The 25,925-nt window shown below is 34.7% G+C and carries 25 protein-coding genes; 18 read left to right on the top strand and 7 right to left on the bottom strand.

Translation table 11 applies throughout. The annotated features are described in order from the left end of the window. The first annotated feature begins 206 nt into the window (after positions 1 to 206). Genes porK through porN form a run of 4 tightly spaced genes read left to right on the top strand, consistent with a single transcriptional unit; the run spans position 207 to position 4,876 of the window. On the top strand, positions 207 to 1,529 hold the full coding sequence (porK, locus tag ACFOWA_RS18905; RefSeq protein WP_378988337.1) for a T9SS ring complex lipoprotein PorK/GldK: 1,323 nt from the start codon (positions 207 to 209) through the stop codon (positions 1,527 to 1,529). A gap of 48 nt (positions 1,530 to 1,577) precedes the next feature. Continuing rightward, on the top strand, positions 1,578 to 2,387 hold the full coding sequence (gene porL / locus ACFOWA_RS18910) for a type IX secretion system motor protein PorL/GldL (RefSeq protein WP_378988340.1): 810 nt from the start codon (positions 1,578 to 1,580) through the stop codon (positions 2,385 to 2,387). A gap of 40 nt (positions 2,388 to 2,427) precedes the next feature. Further along, positions 2,428 to 3,960, top strand: coding sequence for a type IX secretion system motor protein PorM/GldM (gene porM, locus ACFOWA_RS18915; protein ID WP_378988343.1), 1,533 nt, complete (start codon positions 2,428 to 2,430; stop codon positions 3,958 to 3,960). 7 nt (positions 3,961 to 3,967) lie between these two features. Continuing rightward, positions 3,968 to 4,876: a type IX secretion system ring subunit PorN/GldN gene (gene porN, locus ACFOWA_RS18920; RefSeq protein WP_378988346.1), complete on the top strand. Its 909-nt coding sequence runs from the start codon at positions 3,968 to 3,970 to the stop codon at positions 4,874 to 4,876. Between the two features lie 88 nt (positions 4,877 to 4,964). Here the strand turns inward: porN and uvrC are convergent, their stop codons facing one another. The 5 genes from uvrC to porW all read right to left on the bottom strand — a co-directional run bounded on the left by uvrC (position 4,965) and on the right by porW (position 12,471). Beyond that, entirely contained in the window at positions 4,965 to 6,773 is a 1,809-nt protein-coding gene (gene uvrC / locus ACFOWA_RS18925) for an excinuclease ABC subunit UvrC (protein ID WP_378988349.1), read from the bottom strand. A 30-nt stretch (positions 6,774 to 6,803) separates the two neighbouring features. Beyond that, entirely contained in the window at positions 6,804 to 7,172 is a 369-nt protein-coding gene (locus ACFOWA_RS18930) for a type II toxin-antitoxin system VapC family toxin (RefSeq protein ID WP_378988352.1), read from the bottom strand. Positions 7,173 to 7,174: 2 nt separating this feature from the next. Further along, positions 7,175 to 7,405, bottom strand: a complete 231-nt coding sequence (locus ACFOWA_RS18935; protein ID WP_378988355.1) for a hypothetical protein — start codon at positions 7,403 to 7,405, stop codon at positions 7,175 to 7,177. 70 nt (positions 7,406 to 7,475) lie between these two features. Further along, complete coding sequence (locus tag ACFOWA_RS18940) at positions 7,476 to 9,698, bottom strand: transglycosylase domain-containing protein (RefSeq protein ID WP_378988358.1); 2,223 nt, start codon at positions 9,696 to 9,698, stop codon at positions 7,476 to 7,478. A 1-nt stretch (position 9,699) separates the two neighbouring features. Further along, positions 9,700 to 12,471: a type IX secretion system periplasmic lipoprotein PorW/SprE gene (porW, locus tag ACFOWA_RS18945; protein ID WP_378988361.1), complete on the bottom strand. Its 2,772-nt coding sequence runs from the start codon at positions 12,469 to 12,471 to the stop codon at positions 9,700 to 9,702. A 111-nt stretch (positions 12,472 to 12,582) separates the two neighbouring features. Here porW and ACFOWA_RS18950 point away from each other — a divergent pair, with 111 nt between their 5' ends. The 8 genes from ACFOWA_RS18950 to atpG all read left to right on the top strand — a co-directional run bounded on the left by ACFOWA_RS18950 (position 12,583) and on the right by atpG (position 18,708). After that, positions 12,583 to 12,807, top strand: coding sequence for an AtpZ/AtpI family protein (locus ACFOWA_RS18950; protein WP_378988363.1), 225 nt, complete (start codon positions 12,583 to 12,585; stop codon positions 12,805 to 12,807). A gap of 247 nt (positions 12,808 to 13,054) precedes the next feature. After that, complete coding sequence (locus ACFOWA_RS18955) at positions 13,055 to 13,324, top strand: hypothetical protein (protein WP_378988365.1); 270 nt, start codon at positions 13,055 to 13,057, stop codon at positions 13,322 to 13,324. Positions 13,325 to 13,338: 14 nt separating this feature from the next. Beyond that, positions 13,339 to 14,463, top strand: coding sequence for a F0F1 ATP synthase subunit A (gene atpB / locus ACFOWA_RS18960; RefSeq protein ID WP_378988367.1), 1,125 nt, complete (start codon positions 13,339 to 13,341; stop codon positions 14,461 to 14,463). Between the two features lie 41 nt (positions 14,464 to 14,504). Beyond that, positions 14,505 to 14,720: an ATP synthase F0 subunit C gene (gene atpE, locus ACFOWA_RS18965; RefSeq protein ID WP_056087863.1), complete on the top strand. Its 216-nt coding sequence runs from the start codon at positions 14,505 to 14,507 to the stop codon at positions 14,718 to 14,720. 89 nt (positions 14,721 to 14,809) lie between these two features. Continuing rightward, a complete protein-coding gene (locus ACFOWA_RS18970) occupies positions 14,810 to 15,304 on the top strand; it encodes a F0F1 ATP synthase subunit B (protein ID WP_378988369.1) in 495 nt (164 codons plus the stop codon). A gap of 108 nt (positions 15,305 to 15,412) precedes the next feature. After that, a complete protein-coding gene (gene atpH, locus ACFOWA_RS18975; RefSeq protein ID WP_378988371.1) occupies positions 15,413 to 15,952 on the top strand; it encodes an ATP synthase F1 subunit delta in 540 nt (179 codons plus the stop codon). 209 nt (positions 15,953 to 16,161) lie between these two features. After that, entirely contained in the window at positions 16,162 to 17,736 is a 1,575-nt protein-coding gene (atpA, locus tag ACFOWA_RS18980) for a F0F1 ATP synthase subunit alpha (RefSeq protein ID WP_121284031.1), read from the top strand. Positions 17,737 to 17,823: 87 nt separating this feature from the next. After that, positions 17,824 to 18,708 (top strand): ATP synthase F1 subunit gamma, encoded by an 885-nt coding sequence (atpG, locus tag ACFOWA_RS18985; RefSeq protein WP_378988373.1) that lies wholly within the window; start codon positions 17,824 to 17,826, stop codon positions 18,706 to 18,708. 85 nt (positions 18,709 to 18,793) lie between these two features. On the opposite strand, the gene ACFOWA_RS18990 is transcribed toward atpG, so the two are convergent. After that, the gene (locus ACFOWA_RS18990) at positions 18,794 to 19,504 is read right to left on the bottom strand and encodes a hypothetical protein (RefSeq protein ID WP_378988375.1); all 711 of its coding nucleotides are present in this window, start codon (positions 19,502 to 19,504) and stop codon (positions 18,794 to 18,796) included. 176 nt (positions 19,505 to 19,680) lie between these two features. Here ACFOWA_RS18990 and ACFOWA_RS18995 point away from each other — a divergent pair, with 176 nt between their 5' ends. The 3 genes from ACFOWA_RS18995 to ACFOWA_RS19005 all read left to right on the top strand — a co-directional run bounded on the left by ACFOWA_RS18995 (position 19,681) and on the right by ACFOWA_RS19005 (position 21,896). After that, complete coding sequence (locus ACFOWA_RS18995) at positions 19,681 to 20,445, top strand: 5'-nucleotidase, lipoprotein e(P4) family (protein ID WP_378988377.1); 765 nt, start codon at positions 19,681 to 19,683, stop codon at positions 20,443 to 20,445. A 58-nt stretch (positions 20,446 to 20,503) separates the two neighbouring features. Continuing rightward, positions 20,504 to 20,722, top strand: coding sequence for a hypothetical protein (locus ACFOWA_RS19000; protein ID WP_123207329.1), 219 nt, complete (start codon positions 20,504 to 20,506; stop codon positions 20,720 to 20,722). Positions 20,723 to 21,008: 286 nt separating this feature from the next. After that, a complete protein-coding gene (locus ACFOWA_RS19005; RefSeq protein ID WP_378988379.1) occupies positions 21,009 to 21,896 on the top strand; it encodes a DUF4349 domain-containing protein in 888 nt (295 codons plus the stop codon). A gap of 67 nt (positions 21,897 to 21,963) precedes the next feature. Here the strand turns inward: ACFOWA_RS19005 and ruvC are convergent, their stop codons facing one another. Then, the gene (gene ruvC, locus ACFOWA_RS19010) at positions 21,964 to 22,551 is read right to left on the bottom strand and encodes a crossover junction endodeoxyribonuclease RuvC (RefSeq protein WP_378988927.1); all 588 of its coding nucleotides are present in this window, start codon (positions 22,549 to 22,551) and stop codon (positions 21,964 to 21,966) included. Positions 22,552 to 22,593: 42 nt separating this feature from the next. Between ruvC and ACFOWA_RS19015 the strand changes: the two genes are divergently transcribed. From ACFOWA_RS19015 to ACFOWA_RS19025, 3 genes are read left to right on the top strand one after another with little or no spacing between them, the layout of a single operon-like run. Beyond that, a complete protein-coding gene (locus ACFOWA_RS19015) occupies positions 22,594 to 23,571 on the top strand; it encodes a hypothetical protein (RefSeq protein WP_449302295.1) in 978 nt (325 codons plus the stop codon). Further along, positions 23,549 to 24,685, top strand: a complete 1,137-nt coding sequence (locus ACFOWA_RS19020) for a glycosyltransferase family 2 protein (RefSeq protein WP_378988383.1) — start codon at positions 23,549 to 23,551, stop codon at positions 24,683 to 24,685. The genes ACFOWA_RS19015 and ACFOWA_RS19020 overlap by 23 nt, the downstream gene beginning before the upstream one ends. Continuing rightward, positions 24,685 to 25,827, top strand: a complete 1,143-nt coding sequence (locus tag ACFOWA_RS19025; RefSeq protein WP_378988385.1) for an ABC transporter permease — start codon at positions 24,685 to 24,687, stop codon at positions 25,825 to 25,827. Before ACFOWA_RS19020 ends, ACFOWA_RS19025 begins: the two co-directional genes overlap by 1 nt. Positions 25,828 to 25,925 lie beyond the last annotated feature (98 nt).

Below are 25,925 nucleotides of genomic sequence, written 5' to 3' on the forward strand. Positions count from 1 at the left end.
ATTTCCTGTAGCAACAATAAACTGTAGCTTTTTAAGTTATAGCAGAATAATGTCGCGATTGTAACGAAAAAATTAGTGTAGCAATGCCCGAAAGGCGTGCTTATACCCTAATTAAGGTGCTTTCGTGTAAAATTTTTGCTTTTGTTGTTTATTTAAATGATTTTTGATACAATTGCTAATTGTGTTTTGAACACTATAATTAATATATGAAGAAAATCTACTTTCTAGCTATAATGGCTGTAACTGTATTACTTTCAAGCTGTGGTCGTGGTGGCCAGGGCGAGTTAGTTGGCGCTTACAATCGTAAATTTAAGAACCAAAGTATTCCTTTGGGTATGGTATATATTCCACCAGGTCATACGCCAATGGGTGGCTCTGATGAGGATATTACTTTCTCTCAATCTGGTCCGAGTAGAATGACTACAATTAGTGCATTTTACATGGATCAAACCGAAATTTCAAACGCAGAATACCGTCAATTTACAAAATGGGTTCGAGATTCGATTGCGATTGTGATGATGGGTAACCCACAACAATTTATGATAACCCCAAAAGGTGCAGCAGCAAATGCATTAGGCGGTGAAAAATACATCGATTGGAAAAAAGTTGGAAACGGTTCGGCTATTTGGAGTGGAAAAGGTAAAGGTGCAAACGCTGCAAATGCAAGTCAATTGGATAATATGTACTATTCTGGTTTAGATGCTTTACCAGGTAGAAAAGAAATTGATGTTCGTAAATTAGAGTATTCTTACGGTATCCTGAATTTAGATAAGGCAGCAATTGGTCATAAAGACCCTAACAGCAAACGCCAGGATTATATAGACAGATATACCATTGCTGTTTATCCAGATACAATGGTTTGGAAAACGGATTATTCATATTCGCAAAACGACCCTATGGTAAGGGGTTATTTTAATCATCCATCATATGATGACTATCCAGTTGTTGGTGTTAGCTGGGAACAAACACAGGCTTTTTCTCACTGGCGTACGCAGCTTTATCAAGGTGTTGCTGCGGCTAGAAAAATGCCATTAAATGCCAGAATGGATTACGACTTACCGTCAGAAACTCAATTTGAATATGCATCCAGAGGTGGTAATACCAAAACTAAATATCCTTGGGGCGGTCCATACATCAGAAATACTAAAGGTTGTTTACAAGCAAACTTTAAACCAGGACGTGGAGATTATTCGAGCGATGGTGGTATTTATACGGTTGGTGTAAAATCTTATTTCCCGAATGATTTTGGTTTGTATAATATGTCTGGCAACGTATCAGAATGGACAAAAACTGCTTATAACAAATCTTCAGGACCATTATTACATGATTTAAATCCAAACTTTACTTACGTGGCAGGAAAAAATGATAGTAAATACTTAAAGCGTAAAGTAGTTAAGGGTGGTTCATGGAAAGATACTGGTTACTTTCTTCAAAATGCTGTATCAACTTACGAATATCAAGACCAACAAAGATCTTACATCGGTTTTAGATGCGTTTCTGCATATCCTGGAACTGACATGAGAAACTAAAAAAATCAAACCAAAAAACTAAAACTTAAAGAAAAACATTCAAATTTTATGGCGGCAAAGAAACAACCAGGCTGGTTACACGTAGCGATTTCATGGGGAGCAAGTATTGTAATTATCGGGGCATTATTTAAAATTCTGCACATTGGCGGAATATTAGGTAATTATATGATAGGTATTGGTCTTGGTGTAGAGGCAATTTTATTCTTTTTAACCGGTTTCTTCCCTCCTGAGCCTGAACCAGCTTGGGAAAGAGTTTACCCAGAATTAAGAGAAGATTTTAAAGGCGAGTTACCAGTTGCAACAACAAGACCAGTTGCAGCGGCTGTTTCATCTCCAAATACAGCAGCTTTAGATAAAATGTTATCGGAAGCTAAAATTGGACCAGAGTTAATCGAAAGTTTAGGTACAGGCTTGCGTAATTTTGGCGATAAAGTTGCTTCTATTTCTAATGTGGCAGATGCATCATTGGCTACCAATGAATTTACAGGTAAAGTAAAAACTGCCTCTGCAGGATTTGATAATTTAAGTTCATCGTTCGAAAAAGCTACTGCAAACTTAAAGGCAATGGGCGAAAGCAAAGTAGATTCTCAAGCATACCACGATCAGGTAAATAATTTAGCTAAAAACTTATCAGCTTTAAATGCCGTTTACGAATTAGAATTACAAGATTCTAGCGCTCATTTAAAATCGATGAATAAATTTTATTCAAACCTTTCACTAACCATGCAAAACTTTAACGAATCGATGGAAGATTCTAAACAGTTTAAAGAAGAAGTGAATAAGTTAGCTAAAAACTTATCGTCGTTAAATGCGATTTATGGCAATATGTTATCGGCTATGAACAGCCCACGCGTATAATTTATATAGTTTTTAATTTAAATAGAAAGCTAAATAAAAAATGGCAGGCGGAAAAGAAACAACAAGGCAGCGGATGATTAATATCATGTATTTGGTATTGTTAGCCATGCTGGCCTTAAACGTATCAGATACAATATTAGATGCATTTAAAAATATCAACGATAGTTTAGATACATCAAAAAACAACGTAAATACCGGTATAGATCAGCTTTTTTCTTCTTTCGAAAATTCCAAACTAAAAGAAGAACCTGCTCGTGCTCAACCAATTTACGATAAAGCAAAACAGGCAAAAGCAGCAGCTGATGACTTGAATAATTATATTGAAGGCATTAAAAAGCAATTTACAGCAGCCGGTGATGGTATTAACCCTGAAACCGGAGATTTGACTAATCGTGATAATCAGGATATAGCTCCTAATTTAATGATTAACCAAAAAGAAGGTGAAAAGTTGAAAGCTAAAATTAACGCAACCCGCGAAAAATTAATTTCGCTTCTTGACCCGAAAGATAGAGAAGGAATTACATTTTCATTGGAAGCGAAAGATCCGGTAAGAAAAAGAAAAGGTAATTGGCAGGAAACATTGTTTGGTGAAGGAACGCCTTTAACTGCTGCAATGACCATCTTAACCAAACTTCAAACCGACACCAAAAATGCTGAGGCTGAAGTTGTAAAAAAATTATTCGGAAATATGGATAAGGCCGTTGTTAATATAGATAAATTTGCTGCAGTTGCTGTAGCGCCAACATCTTATGTTATCCAAGGTCAGCCATATACTGCTGAAGTATTTTTAACTGCAAGCGATTCTAAATCAAATCCTGAAATTATAGTTGGTGGTGGTAAACTAAATGTTAGAGATGGTAAAGGAACTTATACCGGAAGCACAGGTAGTGTAGGTGTTTTTAAATGGGTTGGTACGGTGCGTATTAAACAAACTGACGGACAGATTAAGGAATACAAAACTCCTGAGCAAACCTATCAAGTTGCAAAACCATCCGCTACGGTTTCATCAACAAAAATGAACGTTATTTACGCAGGTATTCCTAATCCATTCTCTGTTTCGGCAGCAGGTTTCCCTTTGGAAAGTGTAAAGGCTTCAATTTCGGCAGGCAGTATGTCTGGTGGAAATGGAAACTATATGGTAAACGTTTCTGGCGGACAAGTTGGTTCAGAAGTTTCGATTAATGTTAGCGCAAGCAATGCAGGTAAAACAGTAAACCTTGGCGTTCAGAAATTTAGAGTTAAGGCAATTCCAGCTCCTATTGCTAAAGTAGGTGGCAGAATTGGTGGTGATGTTTCATCAGTGCAGTTAAAAAGTGAAACTGAAATTGAAGCCGATTTGGATGATTTTCCTTTCGATGTAAGTTTTAGAATATTGAGATATAAAATTACAGTTATAAAGCCACGTTCAGAAGCAGTTACCATTTCAGGTAGTGGCGGCAATTTTGCAGGTGCTGTAAGAAGTGCGATGAATGCGATTACTCCTGGTTCTAAAGTATTCTTCGATGATATCGTTTCTCAGGGGCCAGATGGTCGCCAAAGGATTTTGCCTTCGGTTTCATTTAATGTAAAATAAAGAAAAGATGAAAAGGATTTTAAGCATTGCTGTATTAGTTTTATCAAGTGGGGTTGCTTTTGCGCAAACACCATTAAAGAAGAAAGCTACAACTCCAAAACCTGGTGTTGCAACAAATACGCTTCCTGCAGATACTACTAAGAAATTAACCGTAAAGAAAAAGTTAAAGGTACCGCCTAAAGATGGTTTTTATGCCCGTAAGGATATAGATAGCACGGAAATGGTTCCTTTGGCAGATGTACGTGAAGAAGATGTTTTTTATGCTAAACGTATTTGGCGAGAAATTGATTTGCGTGATACTGTTAATTCTGTTTTAAGATCGCCGAAGTCAAGATTAATTGACGTTTTAATCTCTTCAATAAAATCTGAGGAATTAACTGCTTATGCGCCAATTGATAGTATGTTAAATGAAGATGATACGTTCCAAATGCCTTTAAGTGCAGATTCTGCAGCTAGAGGTGCTCTAGGAACATCAGAAATTTCCAATAACAAAACTGGTACCGTAACAACAGTTGTTAATGATTTTAATCCTGAATCTTTTTTAAAATTCAGAATTAAAGAAGATTGGATTTTCGATACAAAACGTTCTATTTTCGAACCTCGTATTGTAGGTATTGCACCATTAAAATTTAATGAAATATCTAAAGTTTGGCAACCAGTATTTTGGGTAAGTTATGATGAATTAAGACCAATTATTGCGCACAAAAGATTGATAAATACAAACAATGACGCTTCTTCTTTAAGTTTTGATGATTTCTTTCTTCGTAGGTTGTTTAGCAGTTACATAGTTAAAGAATCTAATCCTGGAGATAATAAACTAAGAGATATAATTTCAGACCCACGAGAAAGACTGATGGAATCTGAAAGGATTAAAAAGTCGGTTCTTGATTACGAACAAGGACTCTGGGAATATTAATAAAAAGGGCTTCGATTTATCGAGGCCTTTTTTATAAGGTTCGTTTTTTTAATCGGTGCCAACCAAAATAACTTGATTCATTTCCACGTTATTCAGCTCTGGGATTAAAGTACTCTAATAAAGTTAAAACCTGTTTTTTGTTTAAAACTTCACTAAGCTGCTCTTCAGTTGCTTCTTTAATTTTCTTAACAGATTTAAAATGCATGAGCAATTTATCGGCAGTGTTTTTGCCAATAGCAGGTATCTGTTCTAACTCTGTTTTTAAAGTGCCTTGATCTCTTTTTTTCCGGTGGAAAGTTATTCCAAAACGGTGAGCCTCATCGCGTAGTTGTTGTATTACTTTTAACGTTTCGGATTTCTTATCTAAATATAAAGGATAAGAATCACCTGGGTAAAATAGTTCTTCGAGCCTTTTAGCAATGCCAATTATTGTAACTCTACTTTCGATACCTAACAGTTTTAAACTTTTAACCGCAGACGATAGCTGTCCTTTACCGCCATCAATAATAATTAGTTGAGGTAATGGTTGGTCTTCCTCGAGCATGCGCCTGTAGCGACGGAAAACAGCTTCTTCCATGGTTGCAAAATCGTTCGGGCCTTCAACTGTTTTGACATTAAAATGCCGGTAATCTTTTTTGGATGGTTTGGCATCTTTAAAAACTACGATTGCTGAAACAGGATATTTACCTTGGAAATTTGAGTTATCAAAGCATTCTATATGCTTGGGTAGCTGCGTTAAGCGTAAATCCTTTTGCATAGTTGTCAAAATCCTATCGGTGCGCAAATCTGGATTTAGCTTTTCATATTGATTTAGTTTTTCCTTCTTAAAAAATAGAACGTTTTTTTGTGATAGCTCTAAAAGTTTCTTTTTCTCTCCCAGTTTTGGTACTGTAAAGCGCAAACTCTCATCTTCCAAAAAAGGTTCAAAAGGTACAATAATCTCTCTTGATGTACTGTTAAATTTAGTTCTAAAATCTAAAAGCGCAAGGGTTAGAATTTCATCATCACTTTCATCCAATTGCTTTTTAACCTCAATGGTTTGCGTTTGAATGATGGTTCCATTCATTACTTTAAGGTAATTTACAAATGCATAGCGCTCATCTGAAGCAATACTTACTACATCAACGTTTGTAATCGCACTATTAACAACAGTAGATTTACTCTGGTATTTTTCTAGAACCTGTAATCGTCTGGAATATTGATGAGCCAATTCGAAGTTTAATTCTTCTGATGCGCTTTTGATAATGCCTTTTACATCACGTATAACATTGCCAATTTTACCATTTAATATTTCTTTTATTTCAGCAATATTTTTATCGTAATCGCTCTCGGTTTGGTAAGCCTGGCAGGGGCCTTTACAGTTTCCGATTTGAAACTCAAGGCAAACTTTAAATTTACCCTCCGCAATATTTTTATCGTTTAATGGAAGATTACAAGTTCTTAAAGGATATGTTTCTTTGATTAAATCAAGGATGGTATGCATCATACCTATCGAACCATAGGGTCCAAAATAAGTTGAGCCATCTCTAATTACTTTTCTTGTCCAGTAAATTCGTGGGTAATTTTCATTTTTAACAATAATCCATGGATAGGTTTTATCGTCTTTTAAATTAATATTAAACTTTGGCTGATGTTTTTTAATTAAGCTATTCTCCAATAACCAGGCATCAATTTCTGTATCAACGATGGTAAAAGTTATCTTCCTGATTTTAGAAACCAGAACCCTCGTTTTACCATTAAATTGTCTATTGTCTGAATTGAAATATGAGCCAACCCGATTTCGTAAATCTTTTGCTTTTCCAATATACATTAACTTCCCATCCGCATCCCAATACTGGTAAACGCCGGGTTTATGCGGAATTGCTGTTAATGCTGTTTTATGGTCGAAACTGCTCATGAAAAGTTAAGGAGCAAAGAATATAGTAATTTAATAGAGAATAATATTGGGCATAAAATCGAAATCTTTTTTATTGTAAGTAAACAGCCCGATTCCATTTACAATTGCAGTTGCTCCTATAATTGCGTCTGGAATTTGAAGGTGATGACTTAACTTAAAGTTTTCGATAAGTTCTATTGATTTTTGAGATATTTTGATGTCGAAATGAATGATGTCGTAATATTTAATCTTTTTCTTCATTTGAGCCAATTCTATTTTATTTCCCATACCTTGCAATAATTCCATTGTGGTAACAGACGAGAGTAAAATATTTTCGAACCCGATTTTTTCCAAAGCTTCAATAGTAGAGATATTGCTATTAAAGGCATGTATTAAAATATTGGTATCGCACAAAACCATATCTATTCATTACGATGCCAAGATTTAGCTCTGATGTCTTTTATATTTCTAGGTGTATCCTTCCAAATACCAAAAAGTTCTTTTGGATTAAGTGATTTGTTACCTTTAACTATTTCAGGTTTAGAATCATCTGTTGAGGAAACAATTTTAATATTTTCTAATTTCATAGTTCGAAATAAGGAAAGAAATTTCTCCATCTCTTCAAAGTCGGTTATTTCTAATGTAACTTTCATATATTTCAATTTACCACAAATCTAACATATATCTTTTATAATCAGGGCAAATTAAGGCATCACTAATTACTTAAAAACCTAGCTTCTCATCTAATTCAGTAGGACCTTCTTCTAATTTCTGGTACTGATTGCAATCAAATACTATTGAAACGCCAGATTTTGGTGCTTCGAAATCTGCATGACTTATTTTTAACTTCGGATTTGCGTATACTCTTTTTATAAAACCAGCAAAAATAGGTAAAGCAGTATTTGCTCCTTCACCCTGATTTGTACTTAAAAAGTGAAAAGCACGATCCTCACAACCTGTCCATATTCCTGTAACTAATTGTGGTGTTACAGCCATAAACCAACCGTCAGAGTTATTTTGGGTTGTGCCCGTTTTCCCTCCGATAGGGGCATTTATATGATATTTATAGTTTAATCGAGAACCCGTTCCGTTTGTAACAACGCCTTTTAACATTCTAGTCATTACATAAGCAACTTCCTCGCTCATTATTGGTTTTGGTATTGGCTTTTGCGAGAATAATACAACTCCGTTTTTATCTTCAATTTTTAAAAGGTAAATAGGCTTGGTGTAAATTCCCTTATTTGCAAATGCACCATAAGCGCCAACCATGTTATACACAGAAGCATCGAATGAACCAAGACAAATGGATGGATAAGCCGGAACATCAGCTATGCCCATTTTGGTAGCCAAATTGGCTACTGCTACCGGACCAACCTGTTTCATTAGGTAAGCAGTAACATAGTTTTGAGAATATGCCAATGCTTTTTGTAGAGTAATTGAGCCTGCCAATGGTACGCCAGAAGATTTAGGCGTGTAAGGATCGCCATAACCTTCGATGGTTACAGGCACATTTGGTACAGTTAAACAAGGCGAAAAACCATTTTCTACAGCAACAGCATAGGTAAATGGTTTAGCTGTAGAACCAACCTGACGAGTTCCCATTTTTACCTGGTCGTATTTAAAATGTTCGTAATTTATACCGCCAACCCAAGCTTTTACATAACCATTTGTTGGGTCCATTGTCATCATGGCGTTGCGTAAAAGCATTTTATAGTAACGAACTGAATCGATTGGTTTCATGGTAGTATCAACATTACCTTTCCACGTAAAGATGGTTAAATCAGTAGGGGTGTTGAAATTGGTTTTAATTTCTTCGTCTGTTTTTCCTTCTAATTTTAATGATTTATATCTGTCAGACCGTTTTACACCTTGCTCAATTTGTAGAGCTTTGTCTTTAAATGGGTTTCTACCTTTCCAGCTTTTTATAAATTGAGCTTGCAAAATGCGCATGTACTCTTTTTGAGCCTCTTCTGCGTATTCCTGCATTTCATAATTTAAGGTGGTATAAACTTTTAAGCCATCTCTATCCAAATCGTATGGCGTTCCATCAGGCTTCAAAATGCCTTGTTCTTCAAATATCGTTTTTATATCATTTTTTAAAACCGACCTAAAATAAGGAGCAATACCATCATTAACTGTAGCTGCATTAAAGTGTAAATTAAGTGGCGTTTCCTTTTCCTCATCAAACTGTTGTTGCGATAAAAAATCAGATTTTACCATCATAGCCATTACCGTATTTCGTCTTTGTTTAGAACGCTCAGGGTTTCGGGTTGGCGAATACATGGTGATTCCTTTTTGCATTCCAACCAAAGTTGCAGCCTGTGGAACTGTTAATTTATCTGGTGTAGTATTAAAATAAACACGTGCTGCCGATTTAATTCCATAAGCCTGATTACCAAAATCAACCGTATTTAAATACATGGTGATGATTTCTTCTTTGGTGTAATTGCGTTCTAGTTTTACAGCAACAACCCACTCTTTAAATTTTTGCATTACACGTTTAAAGAAATTGCGTTGTCTGCCTTCTTCAGAGAATAAGTTTAGCGCCAATTGCTGTGTAATGGTACTACCACCTTGTTTTTTGCCGATTAAATTGTAACCAATAATGGTAAATGTTCGTTGGAAATCAATTCCTGAATGATCCTTAAATCGGGTATCTTCAGTAGCGATTAATCCGTTTATTACATTAGGAGAAATTTCTTTGTAAGTAACGTTTGAGCGGTTTTGAACGAAATATGTTCCAAGTGTTCTACCATCATCGGCCATAATTTCAGATGCCTGGTTACTTTTAGGGTGTTCAATATCTCTGAAAGATGGTAAGCTACCGAAAAGCCCAAAACCCATCATAGAAATAAATATGGCGAAAAGTGCAATGCCGCCGATTACAATTTTCCAAATTCGGAGATTATATTTTCTAACGTCGGCTTCGGATAGGGGTTTATTCATTTTAATAATTGTTTTTGTAAAACTCCAAATATTCGTTGATACGATTCCTATCTGATAGTTTTTCGAAATTTTCTTTACTAATAATGAAGCTTTTATATTTTGTTGCAGGCACTTTCATTATGTTTTTTAATTGGCCGTTAATACTCGCTTCGTATATTTTTGCATCTTCTAAATCAACAAAACTGGTTACGTAGATTAGTTGATCATCATTTAACTCTACCAATTTATGAGCCAAATCGTTATCGGGGTAATTTCCGCGATTAAATTGGCCAATTCCAAATCTAGAAGAGCTCAAAGTTAAGGAAGCATCTGCAACATCTATCACGTAATAATAAGTATTTGATGTAGCTGCACTAAATATGCTTGCAGGTTTGGCATTATCTGTTTTTATTTCGGTAGGTTTTTCTTCAACTTTTACAACATCGGCCTTTGGTAATTCTACAACCGCTGCATTTATATTTTCAATCGGCTTCGGCTTAGCGTTAACTGGGGCTGCCTGACTAACAAACCTTGGCTCATTGGCATCAAAATCTATCAAAGCGACTGGCCTTTGCTTAAACTCTTCTAGATTGGCGTTGATGTATTTTAAATGGTCTTTAACCAAAGGCACAACAATTAAATCGTTTGGATAAAGCAACGTAATTAAATTAAATTCAGTTAAAAGTGCATCAACTTTTGAAGTTCGCCCAACTGCAATGGCTTTTAAATAGGCATATTGCGGTGCTAAATCATTGTTCGGATATGCTTTAACGTTTTCATTCGACTGGTTGATAACACTTCTGTAATCTTTTTTTGCGTAAGCATCAAAAGTGCGGTTATAGTTCGTATTTATCAGTTTACTTAAATCATTTTGTCGGGTTGAATAGGATGGATCGAGGATGGTTTTGGCAAAATTGGATTCAGGAAATTTAGTTAAAACCAATTGGCGGTATTCGTTGGCTTTTCCTTCTTCGCTGCCTTTATAATTTAAATACAAACTGTAATAAATTGCGGCAAGGTGATTGTTTTCTGGGAATCGCCTTAATAACTCCAGATAAACTTTTATGGCTTCGTCTTTATCGTTTAATTCTTGCTGATAAAAACTTGCAATTTCAAAATAGGCATCAATAATTTTTTGGTTTGATGAAGCTAATAATGTAGGTGTTACCGGTAAAGAGTCTAAATACTGTTTTTCTACAGAAGTTTGCCCTGCAGTTGGCTGCATGTTTGGATCGGTTACTGTAGAAATTCCCGTTGCAACATTACCTCCGGCTAAGATTTGATTGTTTTCTTGTGCTGAAGTGCGAACACTTTGTCTCCAGTTATCTTCTAATTGCCGGTTTCCCCAACGCTTTTTAAAATCTGCAAATCCATTACTTATTGCTGCATTATTATTAAAGTAAAAAGTGTTTCCATTTCCTGTCGATGGATTAGCATTTAAAGTTTGATTAGGGAAAGTTGGGTCGTTTAAAGAAAGATTGCTAATGTTGGCAACAGTTGCAACCTCAACTTTTGGTCTTAAATATTCTTTAACTCTAGCTTCACGTTCGCTTTCGGGTAATTTGGCAAATACTTGTAGAGTATCTTGGCGAGAAATTATGGTATATCTATCTGATAAATATTGTAGGTTATTTGCTTTCTTGGCAATGTTATCGTAATCAGGAAAAGTTTTTGGTAAAATCATTACCGTACTATCATAATACAATTTTGCCTTAATATAATTCTTAAACTCTTTAAAGTTTAAATCGGCAATTCTTAAATACGAAAGGGCTTTTTGAGTTTGATTTTTGGTGCTATTCAAAACAGACTTTTGATAATTACTTTCCGCTTTTAAAAAATTGCCTTCTTTAGAAAAAAGTTCACCAACCTGGTAATAAATCTGGTCGGTATAATCGAAGTTTTTATCATCTTTCAGCAAGGCGAGTAAAGCTTTATCTTCATCCACCTTATATCCACTTATTAAAGCCCGAACTTTTATGCGCTGCAAATTTGCATGGAAATACATTTCGAAAGGTGCATTACTATTCTCAACTTTTGTGTAGTTTATAAAAGCATTTTGTAAGTCATTCTCCTTCTCCTGCAATTGGGCTAAAATATACTGCCAACGAATCCTTAATTGCTTTTCATCAGCAGTTCTAATTGCGGTTTCTAATAGTAAAATGGCCTCTTTATTTCTTTTTTGATAAATACGCATTTGTGCTGTTGTAGCTAAAGGCTCTGGTAAATCTTTTTTCAATTGATCTACAGCACGCAACATGGTATCTAAAATCTTATCTGCATAAGCCATATTATTTAACTCCATCTGGCTTTTGGCTTTCCAGTTCATTGCCATAATGAATGTTTTCAAATTACTACTGTACGTTTTAGCAGTATAATCGAAATATTCAGACGCGATGAAGTAGTTCCCTTTTAAATAATTGGCTTTGCCTAAAAGCATGTAAGCATCATCAATGTAATTGCTAAAACTCTTTTCATTAATAATTGCCTGACCTTTAAATATTACATCATCTAAAGGCTTATTGGCTACGCCTGGGGTTAAAGTAAGGTTTGTTTGAGGCTCAGGATCGAGATAAACCGGCAAAATTTTCTCGTAATTATCGGGGTAAATTTGCAATTGTGCCTCATTATATTCAGTTAATAAAACATTTGAGTTATAGATATAGTTATACCTAGCCGTTAAGTTTTGCATCTTACGGTCAATGGCGGTATCTTTATTGGCCACGCAGCCATAAATAAAGAATAAGCTAATAAAGAAGAGGAAGGGAGATAAGGTTTTGTTTATAAATTTTTTCAAGTATAATAAATCGCTTTTGGTGGATATATACAATTAACAAAATGTAAGCAAAATTATTTTATTCGGCAACAAGTTTATTATTCAAAGTTAACTTAATTATTGTATTTAATAATGGAAAAACCTAAAGATGAAATACCAACAAAAAAAGTGAACGCTGCTGCAAAATACTCTGCAATTGGTTTCCAAATGATTGCAACAATTGGTTTATTAACTTTCATTGGTTATAAAATTGATGAACATCGAAATAGTAAAACAAATATTATAACAGCTTTATTTGCTTTAGTTGGCGTTGGAATAGCATTGTATCAAGCCATTCGGCAGGCAACTAAGCCGTGAGTTTTCAGTTGGCAATTTTCAATGAGTACGCCTAATTAACCAACAACATAATAAATCGCTTGCGCACTAATTACTTGACGCTAAAATCCTATCTTTGGAGAAGTTTTATTCGAAAAGAAATTATCCATTGTCGCTAACCAAATTTACCAGTTTCTATTTTATTTTCATCGGTGTTTTAATCGGATTGGTTGCTGTTTTGCCTTCTATTTTTCCGGGTTCGAATTTATTTGTACCTAACTTTTGGTTGATGTTTGGTTTTCTGGCTGGTATAACTTTTATCGCTTATTTACTTGTAGACATTGGTGTAAAAAGAGATCCTGAAGTGGGTATAATGGCAATTATGGGATCGATTGCCGTGAAGATGATTTTTTGTATGGCTTTTGTATTGATTTACAGTATAAAAGGCAAGGGAATTGGGGTTCTATTTCTCCTAAATTTTTTTTCTTTATATTTATTGTTTTCTGTCTTTGAAATATACTGTCTGTTACGTAACTTGCGCCACCAAAATTTAAAGTAAAAATCTGCCAATAAATGGATTGTAACCAAGTTTTAGTATCTAAAGTTAAGAAGGTAATTGTTGTTTTTACGCTTTTAATCGCGTTTTTATCTAGCAAGATTGATACTTTCGCTCAAACTGATAGTGCTGTTGTTCCTGTTGATAGTGCTGTTGTTAAAACTGCTGAAGCTGTTTCTGGTGAACATGGCACTGTGGAGCATGGAAAAGAAAAATTCGAGCCTACTAAGGTTATCATGGAACACATTGCAGATTCGCACATGTGGCATTTGTGGGGTCATACTTCATTACCTTTACCAGTAATTTTATATACAAATGGTGGTTTAGAAGTTTTTTCTTCGGGTAACTTTCATCATGGTGAGCAAGATTACGTTGGTAAATACAATACTTATCGTTTAGAAGAAGACCACATTAAAGTTGTTGGGGCCGATGGTAAAATTGATGAAGAAGCATCTGTTTTAGATTTCTCTATTACTAAAAACGTAGCTGCAATGTTTGTTGCAATTGCGGTTATACTAATCGTATTTATTTCGGTTGCGGGCGCTTACAAAAAACGTGTAGGTAAAGCACCAAAAGGTTTACAATCTTTCATTGAACCGATTGTAATCTTCGTTAGAGATGATATAGCTAAACCAAACATTGGTCATAAATATGCGAAATTCATGCCTTATTTATTAACCACGTTTTTCTTTATTCTTTTTAATAACTTATTTGGTTTGATTCCTATTTTTCCTGGGGGAGCAAACGTTACTGGAAATATTGCATTAACATTTGTAATGGCTTTAGGAACAATGATAGTTGTGAACATAAATGGTAACAAATATTATTGGAAGCACATTTTTAAACCCGATGTGCCACTTTGGTTATATCCAATTATGATTCCTGTGGAGTTAATCGGTATTATCTCTAAGCCGTTTGCATTAATGATTCGTTTGTTTGCGAACATTACAGCTGGTCACATTATAGTATTAAGTTTAATTTCCTTAATCTTTATTTTCGAAACATTGGCTATTGCACCAGTATCTGTTGCATTTGTATTATTTATGGATGTGTTAGAGTTACTTGTTGCATTTTTACAAGCCTTTATTTTTACATTACTTACTGCCTTATTTATTGGTATGGCAGTAGAAGAACATCATTAACAGAAAACTATTTTTTACAATTAATATAAATTAAATTAGTTATGGTAGGTTCAATCGCGGCAATTGGTGCCGGTTTAGCAGTAATCGGTGCAGGTATCGGTATCGGTCAAGTAGGTGGTAAAGCAATGGAAGGTATTGCTCGTCAACCAGAGGCTGCATCAAAAATTCAGACTGCAATGATTATTGCTGCTGCCCTTATTGAGGGTGCTGCTTTATTCGGTGTAGTAGTTGCATTATTAGGAAACAATCCTCAGTAATTCAAACTGAAAAAATTTTAGGCAGGGTATTTAACGATTGGTTATTTACCCAGCCTTAATAGCAAAGATTATTTTAAAAATTAGATAAAATGGAATTAGTAACCCCAAGCATAGGATTGGTTTTTTGGACATCATTAGCGTTTATCTGCTTATTGATTTTACTTAAAAAGTTTGCATGGAAACCTATTTTAGGTGCTATTCACGAACGCGAGCAAAGCATTGATGAAGCATTAAACAAAGCTGAATTGGCTAAACAAGAAATGGCTCGTTTAACCAGCCAAAATCAAGATTTGATGCAACAAGCACGTGCTGAACGCGATGAAATTTTAAAGGAAGCTAAAACCTTAAAAGACGGTATCTTAAACGAAGCTAAAAAACAAGCTCAGGTAGAAGGTGCTAAATTAATTGAGAAAGCTAAAATCGAAATTGAAAACCAAAAGAAAGCAGCTTTAGCTGAAGTTAAAGATCAGGTTTCTACTTTATCATTAGAAATTGCCGAACGTGTTTTGCGTACTCAATTAGATGATAAGACCAAGCAAGAAGCTTTAGTAGCAAACTTGTTAAAAGACGTTGAATTAAATTAAGTTATAAGTATTACGTTTTAAGTTTTAAGTATTGTGGTGCAGTTGAAAGATTTTTAATCGACAACTAAAACTTACAACTTATGACTTACAACTTACGACTCAAAATATATGTCAGAAATTAAAGTTGCAAGCAGATACGCCAAATCATTAATCGACTTAGCTGTTGAAAACAACGGTTTAGCCGAATCTTATAATGATATGGTTTTGTTTGAGAAAGTGGTTAATGAAACCCCTGAACTGGAAGCAATATTAAAAAACCCAATTGTACCTTTAGATAAAAAGACTGGTATATTAAATGGAATTTTTGCGGATAAAGTTGGTAAGTTAACCATTGCCTTTTTCAAAATTGTGGTAAACAAAGGTCGCTCGGCAATTTTATATGCAACAGCGAAACAGGTTATACAACAATACAATCAAATAAAAGGAATTGTTACCGCTGATGTAACTACGGCAACAGCCTTAAGTGCTGAAGCCAAAGAGCAGATTATTGCAATTGTTAAAAGAGAATTAGGTGCTAATGAAGTTATTGTTAAAGAGAAAATTAACGAGAAACTAATTGGTGGCTTTATTTTAAAAGTTGGCGATAAACAATTTGACGCAAGTATTGCGAGTGGCTTGAGTAAACTGAAAAAAGAATTTGCGCTGTAGTATCGAGATTTGAGTATCAAGTATCAAGATAAGTTTGATGAACTGTGAGGGATACTGAAATAACCGAAGGACTACAGTACTAAAATATATAAACCCGATTGGCAGCGATAGGCTTTGAAGCTGAAAGCAAAAAGACTAAAGCAGAAAGCGGGACTGGAATAACAAAAGAATTACAAGATTTACATTTACAAAAGATATAAATTAAAATTATGGTAGAGGTAAGACCAGACGAAGTTTCGGCAATTATCAGACAGCAATTGGCGGGCTTTAAATCAGAAACCGAACTGGAAGAAGTTGGTACCGTGTTGCAAGTGGGCGACGGTATTGCCCGTGTTTACGGTTTAACTAAAGTTCAATCGGGTGAGTTGGTTGAATTTGCGAACGGCCTACAGGGCATTGTATTAAACCTTGAAGAAGATAACGTTGGTGTGGTACTTTTGGGTGCATCTGACGAGATTAAAGAAGGTGATACAATTAAACGTACCAAAAAAATTGCCTCTATTAAAGTTGGTGAAGGTATGCTTGGCCGCGTAGTTAACACTTTAGGAGAACCCTTAGATGGTAAAGGTCCGATTTTAGGTGAAACTTACGAAATGCCTTTAGAGCGTAAAGCACCAGGTGTAATTTATCGTCAGCCGGTAAATGAGCCTTTGCAAACTGGTATTAAAGCAATCGATGCAATGATTCCAATTGGTCGTGGTCAACGTGAGTTGGTTATTGGCGACCGTCAGATTGGTAAAACTGCAGTTTGTATCGATACCATTATTAACCAAAAAGAATTTTATGAAGCAGGCCAGCCCGTGTTCTGTATTTATGTAGCCATTGGTCAGAAAAACTCTACCGTTGCAAACATTGTACGTACACTTGAAGAAAACGGTGCTTTACCATATACAGTTGTTGTTGCTGCTTCGGCTGCAGACCCTGCTCCAATGCAGTTCTATGCTCCGTTTGCTGGTGCTGCAATTGGTGAATTTTTCCGTGATACAGGTAGACCAGCTTTAATTGTTTATGATGATTTATCTAAACAAGCAGTTGCTTACCGTGAGGTATCTTTATTACTTCGTCGTCCACCAGGTCGTGAAGCTTATCCAGGTGATGTTTTCTACTTACACAGCCGTTTGTTAGAAAGAGCTGCAAAAATTAACGCGAATGATGATATCGCTAAAGCGATGAATGATTTGCCCGAGTCGATTAAACATATCGTTAAAGGTGGTGGTTCATTAACAGCTTTGCCGATTATCGAAACTCAAGCGGGTGACGTTTCTGCATATATTCCAACTAACGTAATTTCGATTACTGATGGTCAGATTTTCTTAGAGTCGAATTTATTCAACTCAGGTATTCGTCCGGCTATTAACGTAGGTATTTCGGTATCACGTGTGGGTGGTAATGCTCAAATTAAATCGATGAAGAAAGTAGCAGGTACATTAAAGTTAGACCAGGCTCAATACCGTGAGTTAGAGGCATTCTCTAAATTCGGTTCTGATTTAGATGCTGCAACGAAATCGGTTTTAGATAAAGGTGCTCGTAACGTACAAATGCTAAAACAAGCACAATTTACACCATTTACGGTTGAGAAACAAGTTGCAATTGTTTATGCAGGTACTAAAAACTTAATGCGTAGTGTACCAGTTGATAAAGTAAAAGAATTCGAAACTGAATATTTAACCCAATTGGAAATGCGTCATCCAGAAACTTTAGCGGCATTAAAAGCTGGTAAATTTGATGATACCATTACAGGTGTTTTAGATACAGTAGCAAAAGAGATTTCAAGTAAATATTAATAAGATTTGAGACATGAGATTTGAGATTTGAGATTGGGCCGGAAACGTCTCATATCTTACATCTCACATCTCACATCTAAATAAAGAATGGCTAATTTAAAAGAAGTAAGAAACCGAATTGCGTCGGTACAATCAACCCAGCAGATTACCAAAGCTATGAAAATGGTTTCGGCGGCGAAGTTGAAGCGTGCAACCAATGCAATTATCGCTTTACGTCCTTATGCAACTAAACTGAAAGAGATTTTAGCGAATCTATCAGCAAGTTTAGAGGGTTCTTCATCGCCTTTTATCCAAGAGCGTGAACCCAATAAGGTATTGATTGTAACGGTATCATCAAACCGTGGTTTGGCTGGTGCCTTTAACATGAACGTAATTAAAGCGGCCAATAATTTAATTGCTGAGAAATATAGCGAACAGCTGAAAAACGGTAACGTGAGCATTATTTCTATCGGTAAGAAAACCCAGGATTTTTACGAAAAACGTAACTACAACGTTATTGGTAACAACAATGAAGTTTACTCGGCTTTAACATTCGAAAACGTAACTAAAATTACTGATGCAATAATGGCTGGTTTTATCAAAGGCGACTTTGATAAGGTAGAATTGGTTTACAATCGATTTAAAAATGCAGCAGTTCAAATTATAACTTCAGAACAATTGTTGCCATTACCAAAGGCAGAAGAGGCTAAAGTTGAAAGTAAAACAACTAACATTGATTATATTTTAGAGCCATCACAAGAAGAAATTGTAGAACAATTGATTCCTAAATCGGTTAAAATACAGTTGTACAAAGCAGTTTTAGATTCTCATGCATCAGAGCATGGCGCACGTATGACATCAATGGATAAAGCAACCGAAAATGCTGGTGAGTTATTAAAGGCCCTGAAATTATCTTACAACCAAGCTAGACAAGCAGCAATTACAACTGAATTAACAGAAATCGTAAGTGGAGCAGCAGCGTTGAACGGATAAAAAATTGTTATACTAAGCCTGTTGAAGGATTGAAAAAAACAAAGCCCATTTCTTAATTGAGATGGGCTTTGTTTTTTAATAAGTTTTATAAAATATTTAGTTTTAATCTCAAATAACCATTCTCGATTTTTTTGGGCTTTTCTTTATCATCAAAAATTGTAGCACTAAACTTTGCCTCTAACATATAGCTGCCTGTTTTTAATTTGGTTAACTTAACAACTTCGAATTTTGAATTTTTTTGAGCATCTTTTTTAATAGTTGTAGCTTGCCCGAAAAAATCAGGTCCGCTGGTTTTATAATATTGGCTACTGTTACGGACGAAAATTGCAACGCCATTTTGTGTATTTTCATTATACAAATCCACTGCATAAGGATAATTACCTGTATAAAACATTTCTAAATAGTTTTTCGGCGTATTAGACCAAATACTATTATTGCTATTCATATTTTTCTTATTGAATTTCTTTGCGAAAACAAAACTTATATCATTATGATAATCTAAGTCATGAATATCATAACGCTGACCGAACATAAACGAATCCTTATCTCCAGAAATGTATTTTGAGTAGTTAACAATCGAATCTATTTTTGAATTCGGCTGCAGATTGAAGCCTCCAAATGAATTCACTTTATTTACTGTAATCAATTTCCCATCAATAGTATATGCAGCAGAATCGCTCAATGAGGCAACTATATCGGCTTTATCTATTGGAATATCGATATTTGGATTATCTTTTTTACATGAGTAAAAGAAAAGTACGACTAGGCTAAGCCAAAGTAAATTTTTAAATTTCATATTATTGGTTGTTTGTGTGTTGGGCAAACCTATTAAAAACCTTTAACTGAATTCATAGTATTACCTAAATATTTGTATTTCCATCATGTATGTTACTATAGTAATCTCATTATTTTTTTGCCCTGCGAAACTTACATTCATAGGCAGTTTAATATCTTTGTATCAGAATTTTAATTATGAAAAAATATATTCTGATCATTTTATCACTTGCTCCATTTTTTGTAAATGCTCAATCACCTGCCAGAGATTACACCAATGCCGTGCTTTGGCAGCAAACATCTGGGGAATACAAGGCTTTGTGTTTTCAGGCTTATAACTTTGCTCGGTTATCATTAAAAGAGTCACTATGGGCAGATACAAGTCGAAAACCCAATTGTGTTATCGTTGATATAGATGAAACCGTTTTAGATAATTCGCCATTTCAGGGACATGAAATTAAAAAGGGTTTGAGTTATAATCCTATAGATTGGACAGCTTGGACAAATTTGGCTCAGGCTGATACTGTTCCTGGTGCTTTGTCTTTTTTAAAATTCGCAGCGTCGAAAAATATAGAAACTTTTTACCTTAGCAATCGCGATGAAAAGGATTATTCGGCAACGCTAAAAAATCTACAAAAATTTGGTTTTCCTTATGCCGATGATGCTCATTTGTTGGTTTCAAAAGGAACTTCAAACAAAGAACCTCGTCGGCAGAAAATTGCAGAAACACACAATGTCCTTTTGCTTTGCGGTGATAACTTAAGCGATTTTTCGAATGTGTTTTATCGTGAAAATAAAAATACTGCTGCGCAGGTAAATTCAAACCAAACCTTATTTGGTACAAAATATATTGTGTTGCCAAACCCAATGTATGGCGATTGGGAAAAGCCTTTATATCAAGGAGAAAACCTTAGTGATAAAGATAAAGCTAAACAGCGTTTAGAACGATTAAAAAGTTACTAAGTATGTGTAAATATTCAGCAATAAGTATTACTTTTGCTTCATCATAAAAATAAACATTATGGAGAACAACGAATTAAAGCACAATACAGAAAGTATGAAAACGGCTAACCAGCCCGGAATATATAAATTAATGATTTTTGGCGTACTGGTTTGCATGGTAGGTACTTATGCTCGTTTCGCTTTTGATTCTTGGATGTTATCATTAGTATCATGGATAATTTTATTTATTGGTGCATTTATTTGCATTAAAGGAGTATTCAAAATTTTAGACGCATAAAGATTCTTTCTTTCTAAATATAAAAGCCAATTACGATTCTTAAGTAATTGGCTTTTTTGGTTATTAAGTTTTTTTGAAAAAATATTTTCAACAGTATATCATCCGATAGCGGTTCTAGCCAAGAATATATTAAAGATGAGTTCCTGCCGAAAACAATTATGGGTTACCTAAAACACTTTTTTGTATAAAGGGAAAATAGGGCTGTTAATCTAACCGAAACGCCCAACTTCTAATGGCCATTTGAAGCAATATTTTAAAATGATTAATTTTTTAGAACCACAAAATCATGAAAAGGAATATAATTGCTATTGCCATAATTGTAACCATGTTTGGCTGCCAAAATGCTGAAAGAAAAGCTGAAAGTGCTGATGCGATGAGCATCGATGAATTAAATAAAGAAGGAATTGATACCGCTACATCAAAAATTATCAAAACTGCTGATATGCGTTTCAGGGTTAAAGATGTGCAGCATACTAAAGAACGCTTAAGCGAAACCATTAAAGCGCAAGGTGGAACGGTTGCAGAATTTTCTATTCAAAGTAACATCCAAGAAACCGATAAAATTAAACAATCTACCGATTCGTTAAAAGAAATTACTTCATACCGAACGGAAGGATATTTAGTAGCCAAAGTTCCCTCAGAGAAATTAGATGAATTTACCAACACCATTTCAAAAATGGCTGTTTTTGTAAATAGTTCCTCAATGAAGATGGATGATCAAAGCATCGCCTATTTAGCCAATAAGATGAAGGCACGCAATAGGGTAGCAGCATCTAAACAAATTGGTAAAATTTCATCCAAAAAAGTAGAAAATGTTGAAACCTCAATAGCTCTGAACGACGATTATGTGGACAGAAAAATCGATAACATGAGCATCGATTCAAAAGTTAGGTTTAGTACCATTACGCTTAATTTTTATCAAGATAATAAGGTAAAAACGATGATTGTGGCTAACGATAATCTTTACGATTACCGACCTGCTTTTGCGAACAGACTCTGGCTGAGCATTACAAATGGCTGGACAATTTTTAAAGAAATTATTCTCGCATTAACTAATCTGTGGATGATTTTTGCAATAGGGATTGGAATGTTTTTTACAATTAGATATTTTGTAAGAAAAAATAAATCTGCCATAGAACTAGCAACTAAAAATTTGGCAAATCAACGCCAATAGCTAGAACAGTAATTAACGAGGTGCGAATCAATTTATCCTATGTAAATTATTCGTACTTCGTAAGATTTTACTTTTTTATCTTAACAGCTAAACCTTTAACTTTTGTTTTATTATCGGTAACGAAAGATTCCCAGCCAGAATAGGTTTTAGATTTACCGCCAGAAGTTATTTTTTGAAACGAATGGCAAACTGCAACCGCCAAACCATCTGTAGCATCTAAAAATTGAGGTGTTTCTTTAAAATTTAATAAACGTTGCAACATCGCTGCAACTTGTTCTTTTGTGGCATTACCATTCCCAGTAATGGATTGCTTTATCTTCCTCGGCGAATATTCGGTTACCGCAACATTTCTTGATAATGCTGCTGCAATTGCAATGCCTTGTGCTCTGCCTAATTTCAATAATACCTGAATGTTTTTTCCATAAAACGGAGCTTCAATAGCTAATACATCTGGTTTGTATTCATCAATTAGCACTACAGTTTTTTCAAAAATTCGTTGAAGTTTTAAAAAGGGATCTTCTAGATGGGTCATTTTTACCACACCTAAACTAACTAATTCTGTTTTATTTCCCTTCTCTAAAATTACGCCATAACCCATCACCGCGGTGCCTGGGTCGATACCCATAATTATACGTTCCTTTTTTTCGTTCAACATTACAGCAATATTAAGCATATTTGCAAAAAGAAACAGATAATCTTGACAGCCAGAAACAAAAAAATATTCTCGATCGTAATTAAAGCTGTAATCGTAGTATTTGCGTTTTGGTTTATTTCTCATAAAATAGTTGCGAATAAAAACCTTCAAAATTTCGAAGCACTTTTAAGCAATCTACCGCAAATAGAAATTATTTGCGTTATAGGCCTAGTCTTTTTGCTAATGTTTGTAAACTGGTTTTTGGAAGCAGCAAAGTGGAAAAGATTAATGAGCCGGATAGAAAGCATTAGCTTTTATCGAGCAATAGAATCGGTTTTCTGTGGATTAACCTTAGCTATTTTTACGCCAAACCGATTAGGCGAATATGGCGGTAGAGTTTTCTTTTTATCGCCAAAAAGAAGAGTTATTGGTGTTGTGGCTATGGCTGTCGGCAATATTGGTCAGTTGGTTTTAACCAATATTTTTGGCGCAATAGCCTTAAGTGCTTTTATTTATCGATTTATCGATTTAGATTACCGGCTATTTTTTGCTATTCAGATTTTGGTAGTGGTTTTTTGTCTATTCTTTATCATCTTTTATTTCAATATTCAATGGCTTAATGGCATCTTATTATCTATAAAATTTACTAGAAAATATAAAAAGTTCTATAGCATTTTAGGTAGATACAGAAAAGCCGAACTTTTTAAAATATTACTTTTTTGTTTGGCTCGTTATGTAGTTTTCAGTTCTCAATATTTCATCCTGTTTATCTGGTTAATACCAGGTTTGCACTATGCAGATATTGTAATGATGATAAGCATTTTATTTTTTGTTCAATCTACATTACCCTCTTTAGATTTGTTTGATGTAGGCATTAGGAGTGTAACAGCATCATATTTTTTTGGCTATATAACCAATCATGATGTAGCAGTTATTGCATGTACGGCAAGTATTTGGCTGATAAATATTATTATTCCTGCTATCTTAGGCATTTATTTCGTTTTTAAACTCAATTTTTTTGGCACACCTAAATCTAATTAGTCTTTTATCGGCAGCGTTAACCTTGGTTTATGGAATTTTAGTTTTAAGCTTTATCCGAGGATGGCATAAATTAGTATACTTTACACCTCGAAATATAGCTCCAAAAACAAATGTGTCTATTATAGTTGCAGCTAGGGATGAGGAAGAAAATATTGGTAAAACCATTGAAGATTTAATAGCGCAAAACTATCCTAAAAACCTCACAGAAATTATTATTATCGATGATCATTCGAGCGATAATACCGCTGATATTGTTTTAGCATATGCTGATAGGAATGTTAAACTTATAAAACTTAATGAGGATAGGGCTTTAAATTCTTACAAAAAAAAGGCAATTCAAACAGCTATTGGAACCTGCCTGGGCGATTTAATTATTACAACCGATGCAGATTGCCGAATGGGCAAAGATTGGTTGGCTACCATTATAGAATTTTATGAAACAGAGGATTTGAAAATGATTTCATCTCCAGTGGCATATTTTCAAGAGAAAAATTTGTTCGAGAGATTGCAATCATTAGAATTTTTATATCTGATAGGTTTAGGTGCATCAACCATTGGTAACAAAGCACCATCAACTTGTAATGGCGCAAATTTGGCCTACGAAAAATCTACTTTCTACGAGGTTGGCGGGTTTCAGGGTATTGATGATTTGGCATCTGGAGATGATGAATTATTACTACACAAAATTGCGGCAAAATATCCAGAAAAAATTGGTTTCTTAAAAAACAGAGAAGCGGTTGTATATACGCATGCTAAAGAAAATTTAAGTTCATTTATTCAACAAAGGAAACGCTGGGCATCAAAAAGTACGCGTTATAAAAATAAAGCCATCATCGTTTTAGGTGTATTTGTCTGGGTTTTTAACATCAGTATTTTGGTTAATTTTATTGCAGGTTTATTTATGCCTGGTTTTATGAGCATTACCTTTTATCAATTGTTGGTTAAAATGCTTTTAGAAAGCTTATTTTTATGGAACGTAACAGGCTTCGCGAAAAGACGCAGCCTGATGATTTTAATCCCTGTTTTAAATGTACTGCACATACTTTATATCATATACATCGGCATTGCAGGTAACAGCGGTAAATACAATTGGAAAGGCAGAATGGTTAGGTAATGGATATTAGCCCATCGAAAAAGGTATGGTTAAAATTTAAGCGCAACAAACTCGCTTTAGGCGGCTTAATTTTTATTTTGCTTTTAATGTTAATTGGTATTCTTGGTTATTTAATTATGCCAGACAACTCGCCAAATGCTAACGTTATGCATTTACAATTAACCAACAAAAAACCCGGACAAAGCTTTCAATTTTTAATTGTAAGCAGAAATACCAAAGTTAAGAAGGTTAATTTTTTCCAAAAAATGCTTTACGGACAAGAGCCTGATTTTAAAAGCATACCGATTACATCATATCAAATTGTAAACAAAACTGTATTGGTAAGAGAGTATATTGGTGAGGATGAAAAGGCCGAAGAAACCAAGTATGATTTGAGAGAACTTTGCCCAAGTTGTGTGGTAATATCGAAACTTGGAACACCCCAAATGCTTTTTGCTAAAAAAAATATCTACACCAAAACATTTCTTTTAGGAACTGATATTTATGGTAGAGATTTATTAAGTCGCTTAATTTTAGGGATTAGAGTTTCGCTTTCAGTAGGTTTAATGGCGGTACTAATTTCACTAATTATTGGCATAAGCTTAGGTGCAATTGCAGGTTTTTTTGGTGGAAAGGTTGATGCCGCAATTAGTTGGTTCATGAATGTGGTGTGGTCTTTACCTTCTTTATTACTGGTTATCGCTATATCTTTTGCATTAGGTAAAGGTTTTTGGCAAATTTTTATAGCTGTTGGTTTATCAACTTGGGTAGATGTAGCCAGACTGGTTCGCGGGCAGGTAATGGCATTAAAAGAAGTTGAGTTTGTAGAAGCAGCCCGAGCTTTAGGATTTAGCACAACCCGTACAATTGTTAAACACATTTTACCCAACATAGCAGGGCCAATTTTAGTTGTAGCATCGGCAAACTTTGCTTCTGCCATTTTACTAGAAACTGGACTTAGCTTTTTGGGTTTCGGTGCTCAACCACCAATGCCAAGTTGGGGCAGCATGATAAAAGAGCACTTTGGTTACATCATTATGGATGCTGCATATTTAGCCGTTTTACCTGGTTTAGCAATTATGCTAACAGTATACGCTTTTAATGTTTTGGCAATAGGTTTACGCGATGCCTTTGATGTTAAAGGACAGAATGTAACAGTATAGATTCTACTATTTTTCCATGTTTGTTGTTTATGTGGAAACATAATATTCCATAATTTAAGGTAAGGCGGTTATCTTTGCTTAGAATTAAAATCACATTA

The organism is Pedobacter lithocola, from assembly GCF_042650845.1.
Lineage (GTDB): Bacteria > Bacteroidota > Bacteroidia > Sphingobacteriales > Sphingobacteriaceae > Pedobacter > Pedobacter lithocola.

Coding starts and splice junctions, on each gene's coding strand:
- porK (WP_378988337.1), top strand. CDS start 207: ATGAAGAAAATCTACTTTCTAGCTATAATGGCTGTAACTGTATTACTT.
- porL (WP_378988340.1), top strand. CDS start 1,578: ATGGCGGCAAAGAAACAACCAGGCTGGTTACACGTAGCGATTTCATGG.
- porM (WP_378988343.1), top strand. CDS start 2,428: ATGGCAGGCGGAAAAGAAACAACAAGGCAGCGGATGATTAATATCATG.
- porN (WP_378988346.1), top strand. CDS start 3,968: ATGAAAAGGATTTTAAGCATTGCTGTATTAGTTTTATCAAGTGGGGTT.
- uvrC (WP_378988349.1), bottom strand. CDS start 6,773: ATGAGCAGTTTCGACCATAAAACAGCATTAACAGCAATTCCGCATAAA.
- ACFOWA_RS18930 (WP_378988352.1), bottom strand. CDS start 7,172: ATGGTTTTGTGCGATACCAATATTTTAATACATGCCTTTAATAGCAAT.
- ACFOWA_RS18935 (WP_378988355.1), bottom strand. CDS start 7,405: ATGAAAGTTACATTAGAAATAACCGACTTTGAAGAGATGGAGAAATTT.
- ACFOWA_RS18940 (WP_378988358.1), bottom strand. CDS start 9,698: ATGAATAAACCCCTATCCGAAGCCGACGTTAGAAAATATAATCTCCGA.
- ACFOWA_RS18950 (WP_378988363.1), top strand. CDS start 12,583: ATGGAAAAACCTAAAGATGAAATACCAACAAAAAAAGTGAACGCTGCT.
- ACFOWA_RS18955 (WP_378988365.1), top strand. CDS start 13,055: ATGTTTGGTTTTCTGGCTGGTATAACTTTTATCGCTTATTTACTTGTA.
- atpB (WP_378988367.1), top strand. CDS start 13,339: ATGGATTGTAACCAAGTTTTAGTATCTAAAGTTAAGAAGGTAATTGTT.
- atpE (WP_056087863.1), top strand. CDS start 14,505: ATGGTAGGTTCAATCGCGGCAATTGGTGCCGGTTTAGCAGTAATCGGT.
- ACFOWA_RS18970 (WP_378988369.1), top strand. CDS start 14,810: ATGGAATTAGTAACCCCAAGCATAGGATTGGTTTTTTGGACATCATTA.
- atpH (WP_378988371.1), top strand. CDS start 15,413: ATGTCAGAAATTAAAGTTGCAAGCAGATACGCCAAATCATTAATCGAC.
- atpA (WP_121284031.1), top strand. CDS start 16,162: ATGGTAGAGGTAAGACCAGACGAAGTTTCGGCAATTATCAGACAGCAA.
- atpG (WP_378988373.1), top strand. CDS start 17,824: ATGGCTAATTTAAAAGAAGTAAGAAACCGAATTGCGTCGGTACAATCA.
- ACFOWA_RS18990 (WP_378988375.1), bottom strand. CDS start 19,504: ATGAAATTTAAAAATTTACTTTGGCTTAGCCTAGTCGTACTTTTCTTT.
- ACFOWA_RS18995 (WP_378988377.1), top strand. CDS start 19,681: ATGAAAAAATATATTCTGATCATTTTATCACTTGCTCCATTTTTTGTA.
- ACFOWA_RS19000 (WP_123207329.1), top strand. CDS start 20,504: ATGGAGAACAACGAATTAAAGCACAATACAGAAAGTATGAAAACGGCT.
- ACFOWA_RS19005 (WP_378988379.1), top strand. CDS start 21,009: ATGAAAAGGAATATAATTGCTATTGCCATAATTGTAACCATGTTTGGC.
- ruvC (WP_378988927.1), bottom strand. CDS start 22,551: ATGTTGAACGAAAAAAAGGAACGTATAATTATGGGTATCGACCCAGGC.
- ACFOWA_RS19025 (WP_378988385.1), top strand. CDS start 24,685: ATGGATATTAGCCCATCGAAAAAGGTATGGTTAAAATTTAAGCGCAAC.